Source organism: Accumulibacter sp. (assembly GCF_029255145.1).
In the GTDB taxonomy this organism is placed as follows: Bacteria; Pseudomonadota; Gammaproteobacteria; order Burkholderiales; family Rhodocyclaceae; genus Accumulibacter.
Genome location: NZ_JAPUVQ010000055.1, coordinates 37,440 through 54,135 on the forward strand (window position 1 = coordinate 37,440; position 16,696 = coordinate 54,135).

At 64.2% G+C, this 16,696-nt stretch carries 16 protein-coding genes; 8 read left to right on the top strand and 8 right to left on the bottom strand.

The window, feature by feature from the left end:
• Nucleotides 1–44 precede the first annotated feature (44 nt).
• Both metK and Q1L50_RS06080 read left to right on the top strand, forming a co-directional pair.
• Entirely contained in the window at nt 45–1,211 is a 1,167-nt protein-coding gene (gene metK / locus Q1L50_RS06075) for a methionine adenosyltransferase (RefSeq protein WP_300336742.1), read from the top strand.
• 117 nt (nt 1,212–1,328) lie between these two features.
• Nucleotides 1,329–2,567, top strand: coding sequence for an HD-GYP domain-containing protein (locus Q1L50_RS06080; protein WP_300336743.1), 1,239 nt, complete (start codon nt 1,329–1,331; stop codon nt 2,565–2,567).
• Between the two features lie 204 nt (nt 2,568–2,771).
• On the opposite strand, the gene Q1L50_RS06085 is transcribed toward Q1L50_RS06080, so the two are convergent.
• The 8 genes from Q1L50_RS06085 to glnA all read right to left on the bottom strand — a co-directional run bounded on the left by Q1L50_RS06085 (nt 2,772) and on the right by glnA (nt 10,624).
• Nucleotides 2,772–3,821 (bottom strand): SPFH domain-containing protein, encoded by a 1,050-nt coding sequence (locus tag Q1L50_RS06085; protein ID WP_300336745.1) that lies wholly within the window; start codon nt 3,819–3,821, stop codon nt 2,772–2,774.
• Nucleotides 3,822–3,893: 72 nt separating this feature from the next.
• On the bottom strand, nt 3,894–4,298 hold the full coding sequence (locus tag Q1L50_RS06090; protein WP_300336746.1) for a DUF350 domain-containing protein: 405 nt from the start codon (nt 4,296–4,298) through the stop codon (nt 3,894–3,896).
• Nucleotides 4,299–4,336: 38 nt separating this feature from the next.
• Nucleotides 4,337–5,062, bottom strand: coding sequence for a type III pantothenate kinase (locus Q1L50_RS06095; RefSeq protein WP_300336748.1), 726 nt, complete (start codon nt 5,060–5,062; stop codon nt 4,337–4,339).
• A complete protein-coding gene (locus tag Q1L50_RS06100) occupies nt 5,059–5,868 on the bottom strand; it encodes a biotin--[acetyl-CoA-carboxylase] ligase (protein WP_300336750.1) in 810 nt (269 codons plus the stop codon). The genes Q1L50_RS06095 and Q1L50_RS06100 overlap by 4 nt, the downstream gene beginning before the upstream one ends.
• Nucleotides 5,869–5,927: 59 nt before the next feature.
• On the bottom strand, nt 5,928–7,364 hold the full coding sequence (gene ntrC, locus Q1L50_RS06105; RefSeq protein WP_300336768.1) for a nitrogen regulation protein NR(I): 1,437 nt from the start codon (nt 7,362–7,364) through the stop codon (nt 5,928–5,930).
• A gap of 61 nt (nt 7,365–7,425) precedes the next feature.
• A complete protein-coding gene (gene glnL, locus Q1L50_RS06110) occupies nt 7,426–8,499 on the bottom strand; it encodes a nitrogen regulation protein NR(II) (RefSeq protein ID WP_300336752.1) in 1,074 nt (357 codons plus the stop codon).
• Nucleotides 8,500–8,540: 41 nt separating this feature from the next.
• Entirely contained in the window at nt 8,541–9,023 is a 483-nt protein-coding gene (locus Q1L50_RS06115) for a DUF4124 domain-containing protein (RefSeq protein ID WP_300336754.1), read from the bottom strand.
• Nucleotides 9,024–9,208: 185 nt separating this feature from the next.
• Nucleotides 9,209–10,624: a type I glutamate--ammonia ligase gene (glnA, locus tag Q1L50_RS06120; protein ID WP_300336756.1), complete on the bottom strand. Its 1,416-nt coding sequence runs from the start codon at nt 10,622–10,624 to the stop codon at nt 9,209–9,211.
• A 289-nt stretch (nt 10,625–10,913) separates the two neighbouring features.
• Between glnA and Q1L50_RS06125 the strand changes: the two genes are divergently transcribed.
• The 6 genes from Q1L50_RS06125 to Q1L50_RS06150 all read left to right on the top strand — a co-directional run bounded on the left by Q1L50_RS06125 (nt 10,914) and on the right by Q1L50_RS06150 (nt 16,113).
• A complete protein-coding gene (locus Q1L50_RS06125; protein ID WP_300336758.1) occupies nt 10,914–11,363 on the top strand; it encodes a rhodanese-like domain-containing protein in 450 nt (149 codons plus the stop codon).
• Between the two features lie 55 nt (nt 11,364–11,418).
• A complete protein-coding gene (nadA, locus tag Q1L50_RS06130) occupies nt 11,419–12,516 on the top strand; it encodes a quinolinate synthase NadA (protein WP_300336759.1) in 1,098 nt (365 codons plus the stop codon).
• A 28-nt stretch (nt 12,517–12,544) separates the two neighbouring features.
• Nucleotides 12,545–12,925: an arsenate reductase gene (locus Q1L50_RS06135; RefSeq protein WP_300336761.1), complete on the top strand. Its 381-nt coding sequence runs from the start codon at nt 12,545–12,547 to the stop codon at nt 12,923–12,925.
• Nucleotides 12,922–13,791, top strand: a complete 870-nt coding sequence (locus tag Q1L50_RS06140; protein ID WP_300336762.1) for an Hsp33 family molecular chaperone HslO — start codon at nt 12,922–12,924, stop codon at nt 13,789–13,791. The genes Q1L50_RS06135 and Q1L50_RS06140 overlap by 4 nt, the downstream gene beginning before the upstream one ends.
• 373 nt (nt 13,792–14,164) lie before the next feature.
• A complete protein-coding gene (locus Q1L50_RS06145; RefSeq protein ID WP_300336763.1) occupies nt 14,165–15,256 on the top strand; it encodes an NF038122 family metalloprotease in 1,092 nt (363 codons plus the stop codon).
• A 239-nt stretch (nt 15,257–15,495) separates the two neighbouring features.
• The gene (locus Q1L50_RS06150; RefSeq protein WP_300336765.1) at nt 15,496–16,113 is read left to right on the top strand and encodes a hypothetical protein; all 618 of its coding nucleotides are present in this window, start codon (nt 15,496–15,498) and stop codon (nt 16,111–16,113) included.
• Nucleotides 16,114–16,696: the final 583 nt, after the last annotated feature.

Here is a 16,696-nt window from a genome sequence, read left to right on the forward strand (position 1 = left end):
GCAACGCCGCCGTTTCGGGGTTTTTCAATTGGAGCAGACAACGCGTGAGCAAAGAACACCTCTTCACTTCGGAATCGGTATCCGAGGGCCATCCAGACAAAGTCGCCGATCAAATCTCCGACGCCATTCTCGACGCCATTCTGGCCGAGGATTCGGCGGCCCGGGTCGCCTGCGAGACGCTGGTATCAACCGGCCTGGTCGTCATCTCGGGCGAAATCACCACCAAGGCGCACATCAACTATCGCGAAATCGCGCAGGACACCGTTCGCCGCATCGGCTACGACAACTCCGAGATCGGCTTTGACTACAAGAGCTGCGCGATTCTGACCGCGATCAACCGTCAGTCTCCGGACATCGCCCAGGGAGTCGACGAGGGTGCCGGCATCGACCTCGATCAGGGCGCCGGCGACCAGGGACTGATGTTCGGCTACGCCTGTAACGAGACGCCCTCGCTGATGCCGCTGCCGATCCATTACGCGCACCGGATCATGCAGCGCCAGGGCGAAGTGCGCCGCGACGGCCGCCTGCCGTGGTTGCGCCCGGACGCCAAGAGCCAGCTCACGGTCCGCTACGTCGATGGCCAGCCGCTGTCGATCGACACTGTCGTGGTGTCGACGCAGCACCACCCGGACGTCTCGCACGCCCAGATCGAAGAAGCGGTGATCGAGGAAATCATCAAGCCGGTGGTCCCGCAGGAGATCCTGAGCAGCAAGACCCGTTACCTGGTCAACCCGACCGGCCGCTTCGTCGTCGGCGGCCCGCACGGCGACTGCGGTCTGACCGGCCGCAAGATCATCGTCGACACCTATGGTGGCGCGGCCCGGCACGGCGGCGGCGCTTTCTCGGGCAAGGACCCGTCCAAGGTCGACCGCTCGGCAGCTTACGCGGCGCGTTACGTCGCCAAGAACATCGTCGCTGCCGGCCTGGCCGACCGCTGTGAAGTGCAGGTGGCCTACGCCATCGGCGTCGCCAGGCCGGTTTCGCTGATGGTCAACACCTTCGGCACCGGCAAGGTCGACGACGAGGTCATCGTCGGACTGATCGGCAAGCATTTCGACCTGCGTCCCAAAGGGATCATTCAATCGCTCAATCTGCTGCGCCCGATTTACCGCAAGACAGCCGCCTACGGCCACTTCGGCCGCGACGAACCCGAGTTCACCTGGGAAGCGACCGACAAGGCGGCGACGCTGCGGGCAGAGGCTGGTCTGTAGTCTGCTTGTCGCAACACCAGCCGTGAAACAGGGGGCCTTGCGCCCCCTTCTTTTTGCCGCCGCCGACGGTGTAGACTGGGCGCTCCCCACCCTTGGAGCAGCCGCTGCCACACGCCCATGCTCAAGCGAATCGGCATTGAAAAGCTTGTTGTCGGAATGTACCTCCACGAGTTCTGCGGCTCGTGGATGGAGCACCCCTTCTGGCGCTCTTCCTTCGTCATCAGAGACCCGAGGGAGATCGACAGCATCCGCGCCAGCAGCATCAGGGAAGTGTGGATCGATGCCGCCAAGGGAGTCGATCTGGCTCCGGGCGAGGTGGTGCTGTCGGTCGCCGAGTCGGAGCTGCAGGTCGATGCCGAGTTGGCCACAGCGGCCCAGGCCGTGCGCCACATCGCGCGCGTGCCGACCGCCGCGGAATTTTCCCGCGCCGCGAAAATCGTCGCCAGGTCGCGGCAGGCGGTGACCTCGATGTTCGAGGAAGCACGCCTGGGGATGGCGGTCGATGCCGCTGGCGCGCGTCGGGTCGTTGAGGAAATATCCGACTCGGTGAGCCGCAACGCCGGCGCTCTGATCAGCCTGGCGCGCCTGAAAACCGCCGACGATTACACCTACATGCATTCGGTGGCGGTCTGCGCGCTGATGGTAGCGCTCGCCCGACAGCTCGGCCTCGACGAAGAGCAAACGCGCTCCGCCGGCATCGCCGGCCTGCTCCACGATCTGGGCAAGGCAGTGATACCCATTGAAGTGCTCAACAAGCCGGGCAAGCTGACCGACGACGAATTCGCGATCGTCAAGTCGCATCCCGAGCAAGGGTATCGGATGCTGCTCCAGGGCAGCGGGGTCGACCCGGTCGCGCTCGACGTGGTCCTGCATCACCATGAGAAGATCGATGGCTCGGGCTACCCGAAAAGCGCCAGAGGCGATGAGATCAGCACTTTCGCCCGAATGTCCGCGGTCTGCGATGTCTACGACGCGATCACTTCGAACAGACCCTACAAGGCCGGCTGGGACCCCGCCGAGTCGCTGCGCAAGATGGCCGAGTGGAGTGCTGGTCATTTCGACGCCAAGGTCTTCCAGGCATTTGTCAGAAGCATCGGCATCTACCCGATCGGCTCGCTGGTGCTGCTGAGTTGCGGCCGCCTCGCGGTGGTTACCGAGCAACGCGGCAGGTCGCTGCTCGACCCGCAGGTCAAGGTCTTCTTCTCGACCCGATCGAAAACGCGCATCCGCCCGGAAGTGGTCGACCTCGCGCGCCCCGGTTGCCAGTACAAGATCGTCAGTCGCGAAGACCCGGCCAAATGGAACTTCCCAGATCTCGACGAGATCTGGTCCGGGATGCGCCTTCCCGGTCGCTGACGTGCGCGCCGCCGGCGAAGAGGCTCCAGCCCTGATACCGGGCATGGACAAGAATGACCAGCGCCAGCGCACCGGCGGCTACCTGAAAGATCGGCGATCCGCCCAAGGGTCGGCAAATCCTCGCCGGTGCGCCGCAAGCGCGGCAGCTGGCGCGTTTCACCAAGCAGCAGCGCTTGCCGTCACTGCGTCACCAGGCCTGCCCGATCAAACCAGCTTGCCCAGCAGTTCGGCCTTCTTGGCGTCAAACTCGGCTTGCGAGACGATGCCCTTGGTCACCAGGGCGTGCAGCTTCTCCAGGGTGGCGACGACGTCGTCGGCGCTTGCCGCAGCCACGGCCGCTGCTGGGGTGGGGACGGGCGAGGCAGGCTGCGTCGCCGCGGCGCCGCCCGCCGCCATCGCCTGGCCCATGGCCGTGGTCATCGTCTGGCCGATGCCGAGCCCGGCGCCGAGGCCGGCACCGATGCCGGCAATGCCGCCTTCATTCTGCGCGGCGAGTGGAATGCTGCTCGCCACCTGGTACTGGGTGTAGCGCCCAAGGTCGCCGATGATGTTCATGCCGATGCGCGTATCGAGCACCTTCTGCAGCTCGTCCGGCAGCGAAACGTTCTGTACGACGAAAGCGTCGAGGACCAGCCCGTAGCGATCGAAGACCGGTCCGAGCTTGCCTTTCAGCGTCCGGCCGAACTCCTCCTGATTGGCCGCCATGTCGATGAACGGCACGCCTGCTTCGCCGAACAGGTCGGTCATCGAACTGACCACCAGATTTCGCAGCTGCCCATCGAGGTCCTCGACGGTGTATTGCTCGCGCGTCCCGGATATCTCGCTGTAGAACTTCCTGGCATCGGTCAGCCTGTACGAGTAGATACCGAAGGCGCGCATCCGCACCATCCCGAAGTCCTTGTCGCGGATGGTGATCGGATTCGACGTTCCCCACTTGCGATCGAGTTGCAGGCGTGCCGAGAAGAAATAGACATCCGACTTGAAAGGCGACTCGAACAGCTTGTCCCAGTTCTTGAGGTAGGTCAGCAGCGGCAGGGTGCGGGTCGTCAGTCTGTACCTCCCGGGGCCGAAAACGTCGGCCACCTGGCCCTCATTGACGAACACTGCCAGCTGCGATTCGCGCACCGTCAGCTGCGCGCCATACTGGATCTCGAAGTCCTGCATCGGGTAGCGGATGCCGAGAATGCCGTCGCTGTCCTCGGTCCACTGAATGACGTCGATGAACTGCTTCTTGATGAAGTCCATGAGGGCCATGACGATCTCCTGAAGTCGAGCGTAGAGGATCCGGCGCGGTAGAACATGGGGCAGCGCCGGCAGATGAAACGGTCAGTAAGTCATGCAGGCAGCGTTGATCAGGCCGACGGTCAGCAAAGCGACCGCAAGAAAGACGGCCGGCGCCATTTTGCCGGCCGGAATGTCCTGATGGAGCGGCGGCAGCGTGAAACGCAGCACCAGGTAGGCGAGCAACTGGACGACGCCGGCGATCGCTCCCCATGCCGCCAGCCCGACCCGCGTATCGCCGTGGGCGATGACGTTGGCCACCGGCATCGCGAAACCGGGCAGCGCGCCGAACAGGCTGAGCGCTGCCGCGGTATTGCCGGAACGGATCAGCACCAGCTCGTGATACGGCGTGACATTCAGTGAAACCAGCGGGAACAGGGCGAGCAGGACGATGGCAACGGCGAAGCAGGCGAGAAACGCTGGCAGGGTGGTCAACAGGTACGTGGGCATGCGGCTTCTCCGGTCTGCAGCCACTGGCGCAGCGGTCCTCAGCTTCCGGGCGAGGCAGCAAAGCGCAGCAGCCCGTCGAGGATCAGATTGTCCATCAACTGGAAGGGGATGTTCAAGTGCGCGGCCAGGTGCGGCGCCGTGCCGCCGGTCAACAGGCACCGCGCTCCGGGCTCGTCAGCGATGCTGCGGAACATCCGCTCGATGGCCCCCAGCTGCGCCTGCAGGCAGCCGCTGACGATGGCGTCCATGGTATTTCGCGGCTGCTCGCGGTAGCTGCCTTCGGCGAGCGGCAGCTGCGCGGTGTTGCGCGCCAGCGCGGCGCGCATCAGGTCGAAACCTGGAAGGATCAGCCCGCCACGAAAAACCCCTTCGGCGTCGAGCAGGTCCACGGTCGTCGCCGTTCCGGCGCAGACCACCAGGCAGGCGCCGCCGAGCGCGGCGCGAGCACCGATCAGCGCCGCCCAGCGGTCGGCCCCGAGTTGCTGCGGAATCTCGTAGCTGCTGCGGACGCCACAGGCCTCGGCACTGGCTTTCAGGAACGAGACGCGGGCACCGCGCCGGGCGAGCAGCGACGAGATGCTGTCGCCGACCGCCTTACCGGCGACGTTGCAGACCACCGCGCGGACATTCTCCGGCCATCGCCCAAGGTCCTCAGCCAGGCGGGCGACATCGGCCGTGGCCTGCACGCCACGATCCTGCCATCGCTGCCCGTCGTGAGCAGCCCATTTGATGCGGCTGTTGCCGGCGTCGATGGCGACGATCATTCGGGAAGCCGCAGCGAGACGTCGCCGGAAAAACAGCGCTCGACCCCGGCGGCCGTCTGCAGCAGCAGGGCGCCATCGCTATCGGCGCCCAGACAGACGCCCCGACGATCGATCCGCTCGCCGTCGAGCAGGCGCACGGGTCGATCCTGCCAGACGTGACGCGCCTGCCAGTCGCCGCGCAGGACGGCAAAGCCGCCCTCGGCAAAGCGGTCGAGAACGTCTGCCAGGTCGAGCAACAGCTGCGCCAGCAATTGGTGACGGTCGGGCAGCTGTCGCAGAACCTGCGCCAGAGCCGCCGGCGGATGCAGGAATTCCTCGTCGCCGGCTGGCGGCATGCGCAGGTTCAGGCCGATCCCGACCACCGTCAGCATCCGTTCGTGGTCGCTCTCCAGGTCAACCAGAATGCCGCCGAGCTTGCCGCCGTCGAGCAGGATGTCGTTCGGCCATTTCAGTCCGACGCCCGGCACGCCGCTGTTCTCCAGGGCCCGCGCCACCGCCAGGCCGACGGCAAGCGACAGCCCGCTCAGTCGCCCGACACCGCCGTCAAAGGCCCACAGCAGCGAGAAGGTCAGGCTGTCGTCCGGCCTTGACAGCCAGCTTCGGCCACGCCGCCCGCGGCCGCCGGTCTGCCGGTCGGCGACCAGCAGCGAACCCGCCGGAGCACCGTGGCGGGCGCGTTCGAGCAGCAAGGTACTGGTCGAAACGCACTCCGGCAGCGCCTCGACGGTGAAGCGAACGGCTGCCGGACCGAGCAGCGAAAGCAGGCGCCGGGGATCGATCAGACAGCTGTCGGCAGGCTGGCTCATTGGCGAATCATGGCCTCGTGATCAACATCAAGGCCGCCATTATCGCCGATACCCGGCGCTTACCGGGGCAGGCAGGCGTCGCGGTCCTCGCTCGCCGCTGCGCTCGCGCCATCGAGGCCAAGATCCTGGATCTTGCGCGTAATGGTGTTGCGCCCGATCCCCAGGGTCTGCGCGGCCTCGATTCTGCGCCCGCCGGTGTGAACCAGCGCGCGGTTGATCAGGACCCTCTCGAAGGCCTGCGTCAGCTTTTCGTGTACGTGCCCGGCATCGGCCACCAACAAGCGGTCGACCTGGGCGGCCAGGGCGCTTTCCCAGTCGCTGGCCGGCACCGCCGGCAGCGATTCGCGGAGTTCCGGTGGCAGGTCGGCGAGTTCGACCAGTTGCCCCGGTGCCATGACCGTCAGCCAGTGACAAAGATTCTCCAGTTGCCGGACGTTGCCGGAAAAATCGAGCGAGCAAAGGTGTCTCAGCGCTCCATCGGAAAAGCGCTTGCCTTCGACGCCGAGTTCCTGCGCGCTTTTCTGCAGAAAGTGACGCGCCAGAATCGGGATATCCTCGCTCCGTTCACGCAGCGACGGGAGACGAACGCGGATCACGTTCAGACGGTGAAACAGATCCTCGCGGAAAAGCCCCTGGCGTACCCGTGCCTCGAGATCCTGGTGCGTCGCGGCGATGATCCTGACCTTGGTCTTCAGCGGTGAATGGCCACCCACCCGGTAGTAGTGACCATCGGAAAGGACCCGCAGCAGCCGGGTCTGCAACTCGGCCGGCATGTCGCCGATCTCGTCGAGGAACAGCGTTCCCCCCTCGGCCTGTTCGAAACGGCCCTGGCGCTGAGCCGCCGCGCCGGTAAAGGCGCCGCGTTCGTGACCGAACAGTTCGGACTCGAGCAGGTCGCGAGGAATCGCTGCGGTGTTGATGGCGATGAACGGCTTGTCGGCGCGCGGGCTGTGACGATGCACCGCGCGTGCCACCAGTTCCTTGCCCGATCCCGACTCACCGGTGATCAGCACGGTCGCGCTCGATTGACTCAGGCGGCCGATGGCGCGGAAGACCTCCTGCATCGCCGGCGCCTGGCCGAGAATCTCCGGCACCAGTTCCACTTCGCTTGACGCACCGCTCTGGTGCATACTTTCGCCGATCGCTCGCCTGATCAGCTCCAGCGCCTGGTCGACATCGAAGGGTTTCGGCAGATACTCGAAAGCACCGCCCTGAAACGCCGACACCGCACTCTCCAGGTCGGAGTAGGCGGTCATGATAATCACTGGCAGCGCCGGGAAGCGCTCCTTGAAAACCTGCAGCAGCTCAAGCCCCGACTGACCCGGCATGCGGATGTCCGAAACGAGTACCTGCGGCGCTTCGGCGCCGGCGTTGAGTGCCGCCAGGGCTTCGGTCGCCGAGCAAAAACTCCGCGACACGATTTTCTCGCGCGACAGGGTTTTCTCGAGAACCCAGCGGATTGATTTGTCGTCGTCAACGATCCAGACCGGTTTCATTGATTCCTCGGGCAGCGTGGCAAGTGTCATCAACTACCCTAGCAAGAAACCTGCCAACCCCTCAGCCGAGGGGCAAGCGAATGGTGAAACAGGTGTCGCCCGGCCTGCTCTCGCAATCGATCGCCCCGTGATGTTGCTGGACAAAACTCTGCGCCAGCGTCAACCCCAGGCCGCTGCCGCCCTCGCGACCCGAAACCAGCGGATAGAACATGCGTTCGCGGATATCCTCGGCAACGCCGGGACCGTCGTCGATCACCTGCACCTCGATCGCCAGGCGGTAGCGGCGCTTGAACAGGGTCGTCTGACGCGCGACGCGGGTACGCAGCGTGATCCGGCCTGGACCGCCGACACGGCCATCGGGCTGCCGCATGATCGCCTGCGCGGCGTTCCTGGCGACATTCAGGAACACCTGAATCAGCTGCTCGCGGTCGCCGATCAGATCCGGCAGACTGGTATCGTAATCGCGTTGCACGGTCAGCAGGGTCGGGAATTCGGCGGTCAGCAGACTGCGCACCCGCTCGAGGATCTCGTGGATGTTCACCGGGCCCGGCTGCATCGGGCGGTGCGGCGATAGCAGCCGCCGCATCAGGTCCTGCAGCCGGTCGGCCTCCTTGATGATCACCTGGGTGTACTCGCGAAGGCCCGGATTGTTGAGTTCGTGTTCGAGCAATTGGGCCGCACCGCGGATACCGCCCAGCGGGTTCTTGATTTCGTGCACCAGATTCCGGATCAGCTCGCGGTTGGCGTGCTGCTGCTCGACCAGGCGCTCCTCCCGAGTCGCCCTGAGCTGTTGATCGATTGGCCACAGTTCGACCAGCAGACGTGCTTCCGGGGCGTCGGCCGGGCTGACTGCGCAGTTGAGGCGAAGCAGTTCGCCGCTGCTTAGGCGCAGGTCGATATTCTGCCCGGTGTAGCCACTCCCATCGTGCAGGGTACTATCGAGCGCCGCCAGCAGTCCAGGCGGGCACTCGATGACCGCCGTCAGCGGGCAGCCGACGAAAACCTTGCTGCTGATCGCCAGGAGGTTCTCGGCGGCCTGGTTCAGGTAACGAATGGCCAGCTTCTCGTCCAGCAGAACAACCGCCGACGAGAGCAGGTCCAGCCCGCCGAATTGATTTCCGGTGCTTTCAGGCATTGCTTTCATTGCGCGATAGCGACCGCTCGCTCCCGATGCGATCAGCGCAGATTGCCGATTTCCTTGGTGATCGCCTCGATATTCCTCTCGTGCAGGGCGACCTTGTCCTTGTACGGCTGGACCCGCTCCTGAACCTTGCCGCCACTGATCGCACCGCCCTGCATGCGCTCGCTCGGCAAGACCAGCGCCTCCTGCTCGGCGAGTGCCGCTTTCGCCTGCTCGGCATTCTTCTTTTCGGCCGCCAGCTCACTTTCGAGAATCCGCCGGCGATCGCCGTCGCGCGATTTCTGAGTCTGATCGTCCACCTTCGGAAATGCGCCCGGCGTCGGTGTCTTCGGCGAGCCCTTGGGTGCTGGCGACACGTTCACCGGGTCGAGAACGAGTTTTCTGCAGTTCTTGGTGGGGACGTTCGAGTAGGTGACCCGGCCATCGGGATCGCCGCACTTGTAGATGTCCTGCGCATGTACAGGGCCGGTCGCCAAGCACAGCAGCGCAATCGAAAGGCAAAGGTCTTGCTGTCTCATCGTCGTCTTGTTCCCTGGTTGCGGCCTGTCGCCAGATGGCGCCGGGGCGGGGCATCATGCCATGCCGAAATCCACGGCACACACGAGTGTATGGGATGAGTCAAGCGAATACAAACGCACGGGAACCATTGTTGGTAGACAAAAAAAAGGACGGGCAGGCCCGTCCTTTTCGCTGCGTGATCCGCTCAGCAGCTGTAGTACAGCTCGAACTCGACCGGGTGAGTGGTCATCCGCACCTTGTTGACCTCGTCCATCTTCAACTCGATGAAGGCGTCGACCCACTCGTCCGAAAACACGCCGCCACGGGTCAGGAACTCGCGATCCTTGTCGAGCGCGGCAAGCGCCTCTTCGAGACTGGCGCAGACGGTCGGGATCTTGGCGTCCTCTTCCGGCGGCAGATCGTAGAGGTTCTTGTCGGCCGGATCGCCCGGGTGAATCTTGTTCTGAATGCCATCGAGGCCGGCCATCAGCAGCGCTGAAAAGCACAGATACGGATTGGCAATCGGATCGGGGAAGCGCGTCTCGATACGACGGGCCTTGTCCGACGCCACATGCGGCACGCGAATCGACGCCGAACGGTTCTTGGCCGAGTAGGCCAGCTTGGTCGGTGCTTCATAGTGCGGCACCAGGCGCTTGTAGGAGTTGGTACCGGGGTTGGTGATCGCGTTCAGCGCCTTGGCGTGCTTGATGATCCCGCCGATGTAGAACAGCGCCATTTCCGACAGACCGGCGTAACCGTTACCGGCAAACAGGTTCTTGCCGTCTTTCCAGATCGACTGATGGACGTGCATCCCCGAGCCGTTGTCGCCGACGATCGGCTTCGGCATGAAGGTGGCGGTCTTGCCGTACTGGTGGGCAACGTTATGGACCACGTACTTGAGCTGCTGCGTCCAGTCGGCGCGCTTCACCAGCGTGCTGAACAGCGTGCCGATCTCGCACTGACCGGCCGTCGCGACCTCGTGGTGATGCACTTCGACCGGGATGCCGATCGACTCGAGGGTCAGCACCATCGCCGAGCGGATGTCGTGCAGGCTGTCAACCGGCGGCACCGGGAAGTAGCCGCCCTTGATCCCGGGACGGTGACCAGTACCGCCTTCCCCGTCGCCCTTCTCGCCACTCGACCAGGCCGCTTCCTGCGAGAAGATCTTCAGCGCGCAGCCCGACATGTCGACGCTCCACGCCACCGAGTCAAAAATGAAGAACTCGGGCTCCGGGCCAAAGTAGGCGGTATCCCCGACGCCGCTGGACTTCAGGTAGGCTTCGGCGCGCTTGGCGATCGAACGCGGATCGCGGTCGTACCCGCGCCCATCGGCCGGGTCAACGACATCACAGGTGACGACGATCGTCGTTTCGTCGAAGAAAGGGTCAACGTAGGCCGTGCTGGGGTCGGGCATCAGCTGCATGTCCGACGCCTGGATCCCCTTCCAGCCCGCGATCGACGAGCCATCAAAAGCGTGGCCGTTCTCGAACTTGTCCTCGTCGAACGCGCTGACCGGCACGGTCACGTGCTGCTCCTTGCCGCGGGTGTCCGTGAAGCGGAAGTCGACGAACTTCGCCTCGTTTTCCTTGACCATGTTGATCACATCTTGCGGGCTTGCCATTTGCAGAGTCTCCTGAACAGGTGCCGGATTGACCGGCGGCAGTAGAAAAAGGTACGAGGAGCATGGAAGCAGAAAGCGTGCCAACCCATGCCCTGCGGTGCTTTCATTGTGCCACAAGCTGCTGGCGCGTTCTCGACGTTTTTGCCGCGCACCACCACGGTGCTGCCGCTCGCCCACGGCACCACTGTGGTGCGGGCCCGTTTGATACGTCCGAGCGCTGCAAGGCAGACAAGTGATCTATACTGCGATCCTCGTGAGATTTCACTTGACGGACCACTCGGTGGGAACCATGGGAAGATTGACGGATCTGCTTAAGCTGGCTCAGGAACGGGGACGCGAACTGGGCGTCCCCTACGCGGGCGCGCTAACGCCGCAGGAGGCGTACGAAGTATGGCAACTGGCGCCGGGAGCCAAACTGGTTGACGTGCGCACCCGTGCCGAATGGGATTGGGTCGGGCGCATCCCCGGCGCGATCGAGATCGAGTGGCAGAGCTACCCCGACAACAAGGCGAACGCCCATTTCCTGCCGCAGCTGAAGCAGCAGGCCGACGGTGAAGCCTTGCTGATGTTCCTCTGCCGTAGCGGCGTGCGCTCGCACCAGGCGGCGACGCTGGCCAGCCAGGGAGCGTACTCGAATTGCTACAACGTGCTCGAGGGCTTCGAGGGCGACAAGGACGCCAACGGCCAGCGAGGCAAGATCGGAGGCTGGCGTCGCGCCGGCCTGCCATGGCGCAGCTGAACCTTTTTGCCGACAGCCTGTCCGGGCTGTGTGAGATTGACCCGAGTCACTGAACATGCCAACCGCCACCATCAGCTTCGACAAGTTCAACCAGTTGCAGGACGACGCCTGTCACCAGCGCATCCGCGCCGCGCGCGAACGGCTGGGCAAGCAAGCCGTGCTGCTGTGCCACCACTATCAACGCGCAGACGTCTATCAGTACGCCGACCTCACCGGTGACTCGCTGAAACTGTCGCGCCTTGCCTCGCAGGCCGATGCCCAGTACATCGTCTTCTGCGGCGTTCATTTCATGGCCGAAGTGGCCGACATCATGTCGAAACCGGAACAGATCGCGATCCTGCCCGATCTGGCCGCCGGCTGCTCGATGGCCGACATGGCCAATCTGGCCAAGGTCGAACGCTGCTGGCGCGAACTCGGCGAGGTCCTCGACGTCGATCAGCAGGTGACGCCGGTCACCTACATCAACTCGGCCGCCGATCTCAAGGCTTTCTGTGGGGCACGAGGCGGCATTGTCTGCACCTCGTCGAACGCCGGGACCATCGCCGCCTGGGCCTTCGAGCGCCGCGAAAAGATCCTCTTCTTTCCCGACCAGCATCTCGGTCGCTGGACTGGCCACCAGATGGGCATTGCGCTCGACGAGATGTTCGTCTGGGACCCTGACCTCGAAATGGGCGGTCTCAGTGCCGACGAGATCCGGCGCGCGAAACTGCTGCTCTGGAAGGGCCACTGCTCGGTGCATCAGATGTTCCAGCCGGCACACATCCTGCGTTTCCGCAACCAGCATCCCGACGGGCTGGTGATCGCCCACCCGGAATGCAGCTTCGAGGTCTGTCGGCAGTCGGATTTCGTCGGCTCGACCGAACATATCGTCAGAACGATCAAGGAGGCGAGCCCGAACACCCGCTGGCTGGTCGGTACCGAACTCAATCTGGTGAACCGTCTGGCGGAAGAAGTCCGCAGCGAGGGCAAGATCGTCCAGTTCATGGCGCCGACGGTGTGCATGTGCTCGACCATGCAGCGCATCGACCCGCAGCATCTGGCGTGGACCCTCGAGAATCTGGCCGATGGCACGCTGGTCAACCAGATCAAGGTTCCGGAACACGAAAAGGAACTCGCCCGAGTCGCGCTGGAGCGGATGCTCGCCGTATCCTGAGCCGGGTTGCCAGGCCGTCCCGAACGCCATGACCGTACCCCCGCCTCCCCGACGGCGTCGCATCTTCGGTATCAGGAACTGTGACACGATGAAGAAAGCCTTCGCCTGGCTGGCCGGACACGGCGTCGTCGTCGATTTCGTGGACTACCGCAAGGCGGGCATCAGCATCGACGAGCTTTCCGAATGGAGCCGCCGGGCAGGTTGGGAGACCTTGCTCAACACCCGCGGCACAACCTGGAAAAAGCTGACTGCCGAAGAGCGCGCCGACCTCGGCGAAGTCCGGGCGCTGACGCTGATGGCCGCGCAGCCCAGCCTGATCAGGCGGCCGGTAATCGATACCGGCGACGCCTTGCTGATCGGCTTTGATCCGCAACGCTACGCCAGCGAGTTTTTGGGAACGGACCTTTGATCGACGACTGCCTTTGCCGTTTCCTGCTCGAAGATCTGGACATCGCGGGGGCCGTTGTTCGGCTGGGCCCGGCGTGGCGACAGATGCTCGACAATCGCGATTACCCGGTGCCGGTTGCCCGTCTGCTCGGAGAAATGACCGCGACGACGGTCTTGCTCGCCGGCAAGTTGAAGCAGCCCGGACGACTGACCGTTCAGTTGCGCGGTGGCGGCGCAGTCTCGCTGCTGGTCATCGACTGCAACGAGCAACTGCAGATTCGCGGCATGGCCAGATGCAGCGCCCCGGTCGTCGCCGGCTCGGCGGCGGAACTGCTCGGCGACGGGCAACTGCAGCTGTCGCTCGACATCGCATCGATGCGCGAGCCGTACCTGAGCATCGTGCCGCTCGCTGGAGAAAACGTCGCCGAGATCTTCGAGCACTACCTTGGCCAATCGGACCAGTTGCCCGCGCGACTGTTTCTCGCGGCTTCGGCGGACAACGCAGCGGGGCTCTTTCTGCAGCGCCTGCCGACCGCCGAGGAGCGCGACGCCGACGGCTGGCCGCGCGTCGAAGCACTGGCGTCGACGGTGCAAGCCGCCGAACTGCTGTCCCTCCCCGCCGACGAGCTGCTGCGGCGCCTCTTCGGTGAGGAGACGGTGCGGGTCTTTCCCGCCCGGACGGTCGCCTACAACTGCCCGGAAGACTGGGGGAAAGTGCGTTCGATGCTGCGCTCGCTCGGTCGTCGCGAGGTCGATGCGGCCCTGCACGAGCACGGCGAAGTGCTGATCAAGGACGACATCTGCAATCGCACGTATCGTTTTGACGCACTGGCGATCGACGAACTGTTCGCCGACTCGCCGTTGCCTGCGCCGCCGACGGTCCACTAACCGCTGCGGCGGTCGGCAAACCCGCCAACGTGGGTGCCGGAGGCAGCCGCCACCGTCACCCGCTCGCCGCGGCGGGACAACTGTCGAAAAACTTTACACTGCCCGTTGCGAGGCCAGGCGGCAACACCATGTCAATTGCCTATTTCAGCATACAAAACAGCCGCATAGGGCCAATTATAATGATATGGCACGAATCTTGCGTACCATCAAGAAGCTGTCTGACAGGCCGTGCTTGCTTTTGAGCGTGGCAGATTCAGAGCGGCAGCTCATCTATGGCGCCCACTTCGGTCGCCCGTAACGCCATAACCTTGCTGGACGACTTGACGGCACCTCGGTGGTGGCTATGTCGTATCACCTAGACAGGAGGCAAATCATGAAAAATTCGAAGGCATTCCCGGCCCTCAAGAAATTGGCCGGCGGCGTCGCCATAGCCGCAGCGTTTGGCGCAGCGGGACCAGCCCACGCCCTGACGATCAATCTGACCTCGACCGGCAACGCGAATGCGGATGCAGGCTTCCAGGCGGCTGCAAACTTCTGGCAGAGCGTATTCATCGACCCGATCACCGTGAACATCACGGCCGGCTTTGCGGCGCTCGGCCCGGGCATCCTGGGGCAGGCCGGCTCCTCGTACTTCGCCACCACTTTCGGCGACATGAAGGCGGCACTCGGCGCCGACGCGAGCAGTGCGGACGACGCCACGATGGTCGCCGGGCTGCCGGGCGGGACCAGCTACAGCAAGCTGATCAACGGAACCACCGACTCGGGCGGCGCCACGCACCTGCGAGCGGGCATCGAGAGCATGGAGCTGACCACGGCGAATGCAAAGGCCATCGGCCTGGTCGCCGCCAACGCCCCTGGCGAGGATGCACAAATCACCTTCAGCAGCCTCTTCAATTTCGACTTCGACCAGAGCAACGGGATCGACCCGGGCCTTTTCGATTTCGTCGGGATCGCCGTCCACGAGCTTGGCCACGCCATGGGCTTTGTCAGCGGCGTCGACATCCTCGACTACAACAGCAATGGGCCTGGCGTGGTTGGCCAGTTCTCGGACGCTGACTTTGACCCGTTCGCGACGCTGCTCGACTTCACGCGTTGTTCTGGCGCCAGCCAGGCTGCCGGTGCCAGCATGGACTGGACGATCGGCGACAGCGCCAAGGACTTCGCGATCGACGGCGGTTGTACCGCCCTGGTCAGTAACGCCTGGTCGACCGGGCAGACCTTCGGCGACGGCTATCAGGCAAGCCACTGGAAAGACGACTTCAACATCGGCATCATGGATCCCACCGCCGTGCCACCAGGCCAAATGAACGTCGTCACCGCGCGCGACATCCAGGCCCTTGACGTGATCGGCTGGACCCAGCAACAGGTCAACGGCGTGCCGGAACCGACCACCGCGCTGCTGCTCTGCGCAGCCCTCCTCGGGCTGGGCGCGGCGCGGCGCCGAGTCGTCAGGGTTGCCTCCTAGTTCTGCCTCTGACCTTGGGGTAGCGAGCGCCCGGCCCAGCGACCAGCGAGGCCGGGCCGCTCGTGACCTTGACGGCGCAATTCCTGGCGGTCTCGCGCGGACGCCAGTGCCGCTTTCCAACAGAGCCGTTTCTGACGCGAGCTTTGCGCCGCCTGGTTGACCAGACACGTGCAATCGGTGCCGCACTGAGCCTCACCACTGCGCTTGTCGGGCCTTGGGGCCATGCAAACGCGATGGTCGTGGCGCCGCCCCTTTACCCCTTCGAGCAAGCTTTCCGAAAGGCCGCAATCGTCGTTCACGGAGACATCATAGCCTACGACCAGCAGCTCGGTGCCACGCTGCGGGTGCGCGAGGTGGTGCGCGGCGATGCACGCGCCGGTGACGAATACCTGCTGGGCGGGTCCCCCGGTTACGCGTTCCTCGCATCGCTTCCCGGCGAAGTGACCGCGTTCATCAGGGTTCGGGAGGGTGCGGCGCTACAACTGTGGCAGGGGCCAACGAGCGGCGGACTGATCTGGCGCGAGCCAGGACTGCTCGAACGTATCATGCGCGCGCACGCCAATCCGAGGACCGCGCTACGTGCCAGCGACCCGCGCGAGCGGCTGGCAGCAGCCTACTTCGTGGTCACCAGCGGCGCCGAAAAACCGTCGGCGACCGAGCTCGACGCGATCATGGACAGCGCCGCCTGGGGTCTGAGCCACGGATCGCCGAGCACTCATCAAGCCGCCGTTGATATCCTTGCTACGCTCGGCTACTCGCTGAAGGCCTTGGGCATTACCTACCATCCCGTGTTCAAGCCGGAATTCAAGGACGCAGCCGAAACGCAACTGCGCTTGTGGTGGAAGCAGCGGCGCTAGACTTGCCGCGCTCGACAATCGCTCCAGTATTGCCGACCTCACCGGCCCTTCGCTGCCGATGCCGCAGTACCGCCGCCGACCGTCGCCGCTCCTGCTTGGGCGCTGTCCGCTAACGGCTAACGGTCATTGCAGTTGCTGCCGTCCCGGATCATGAAAGAAGATGCGGGTTGGGAAACGGTGAGTAGAGGTCGCGCAAAGTTTTGACGGTTCGACTATAGTCGTCCCTGGAAATCAGACAGTGGTTTAAGCTGTGCTCCATCATAGGAGCGAGAAGCGAGGAGTGAAGCAACTACCCGGAAGGTACTTAGCGCAGCCGTTGGCCGCAACCAAAAAGGCGTCGCCCCCCGATACCGCCGGATTTAATTTGCGAGGACAATATCCTCAACCCCACGTAGGAGGTAGACCACCGCACGGCAAGGGAGGCGACATGGACATTTTCCTCAAGAAGCACCAGGAGCCAATCCTGGGTGTTGTTGAAGGCTTCGACCGGATCATCTTCAAGGGCTACCTGAGTTCGATGTTTCCGGATGGAGCGTTTGCTCGCTACCTGTCGAAGCGGGGCGTGCTGCTCAAGAATGCCGCG

What these genes read in the sequence shown, in the direction of transcription:
- Q1L50_RS06080 (WP_300336743.1), top strand. Translation starts at nt 1,329, where the DNA reads ATGCTCAAGCGAATCGGCATTGAAAAGCTTGTTGTCGGAATGTACCTC.
- Q1L50_RS06085 (WP_300336745.1), bottom strand. Translation starts at nt 3,821, where the DNA reads ATGGCCCTCATGGACTTCATCAAGAAGCAGTTCATCGACGTCATTCAG.
- Q1L50_RS06090 (WP_300336746.1), bottom strand. Translation starts at nt 4,298, where the DNA reads ATGCCCACGTACCTGTTGACCACCCTGCCAGCGTTTCTCGCCTGCTTC.
- Q1L50_RS06095 (WP_300336748.1), bottom strand. Translation starts at nt 5,062, where the DNA reads ATGATCGTCGCCATCGACGCCGGCAACAGCCGCATCAAATGGGCTGCT.
- Q1L50_RS06100 (WP_300336750.1), bottom strand. Translation starts at nt 5,868, where the DNA reads ATGAGCCAGCCTGCCGACAGCTGTCTGATCGATCCCCGGCGCCTGCTT.
- ntrC (WP_300336768.1), bottom strand. Translation starts at nt 7,364, where the DNA reads ATGAAACCGGTCTGGATCGTTGACGACGACAAATCAATCCGCTGGGTT.
- glnL (WP_300336752.1), bottom strand. Translation starts at nt 8,499, where the DNA reads ATGCCTGAAAGCACCGGAAATCAATTCGGCGGGCTGGACCTGCTCTCG.
- Q1L50_RS06115 (WP_300336754.1), bottom strand. Translation starts at nt 9,023, where the DNA reads ATGAGACAGCAAGACCTTTGCCTTTCGATTGCGCTGCTGTGCTTGGCG.
- glnA (WP_300336756.1), bottom strand. Translation starts at nt 10,624, where the DNA reads ATGGCAAGCCCGCAAGATGTGATCAACATGGTCAAGGAAAACGAGGCG.
- Q1L50_RS06125 (WP_300336758.1), top strand. Translation starts at nt 10,914, where the DNA reads ATGGGAAGATTGACGGATCTGCTTAAGCTGGCTCAGGAACGGGGACGC.
- nadA (WP_300336759.1), top strand. Translation starts at nt 11,419, where the DNA reads ATGCCAACCGCCACCATCAGCTTCGACAAGTTCAACCAGTTGCAGGAC.
- Q1L50_RS06135 (WP_300336761.1), top strand. Translation starts at nt 12,545, where the DNA reads ATGACCGTACCCCCGCCTCCCCGACGGCGTCGCATCTTCGGTATCAGG.
- Q1L50_RS06145 (WP_300336763.1), top strand. Translation starts at nt 14,165, where the DNA reads ATGAAAAATTCGAAGGCATTCCCGGCCCTCAAGAAATTGGCCGGCGGC.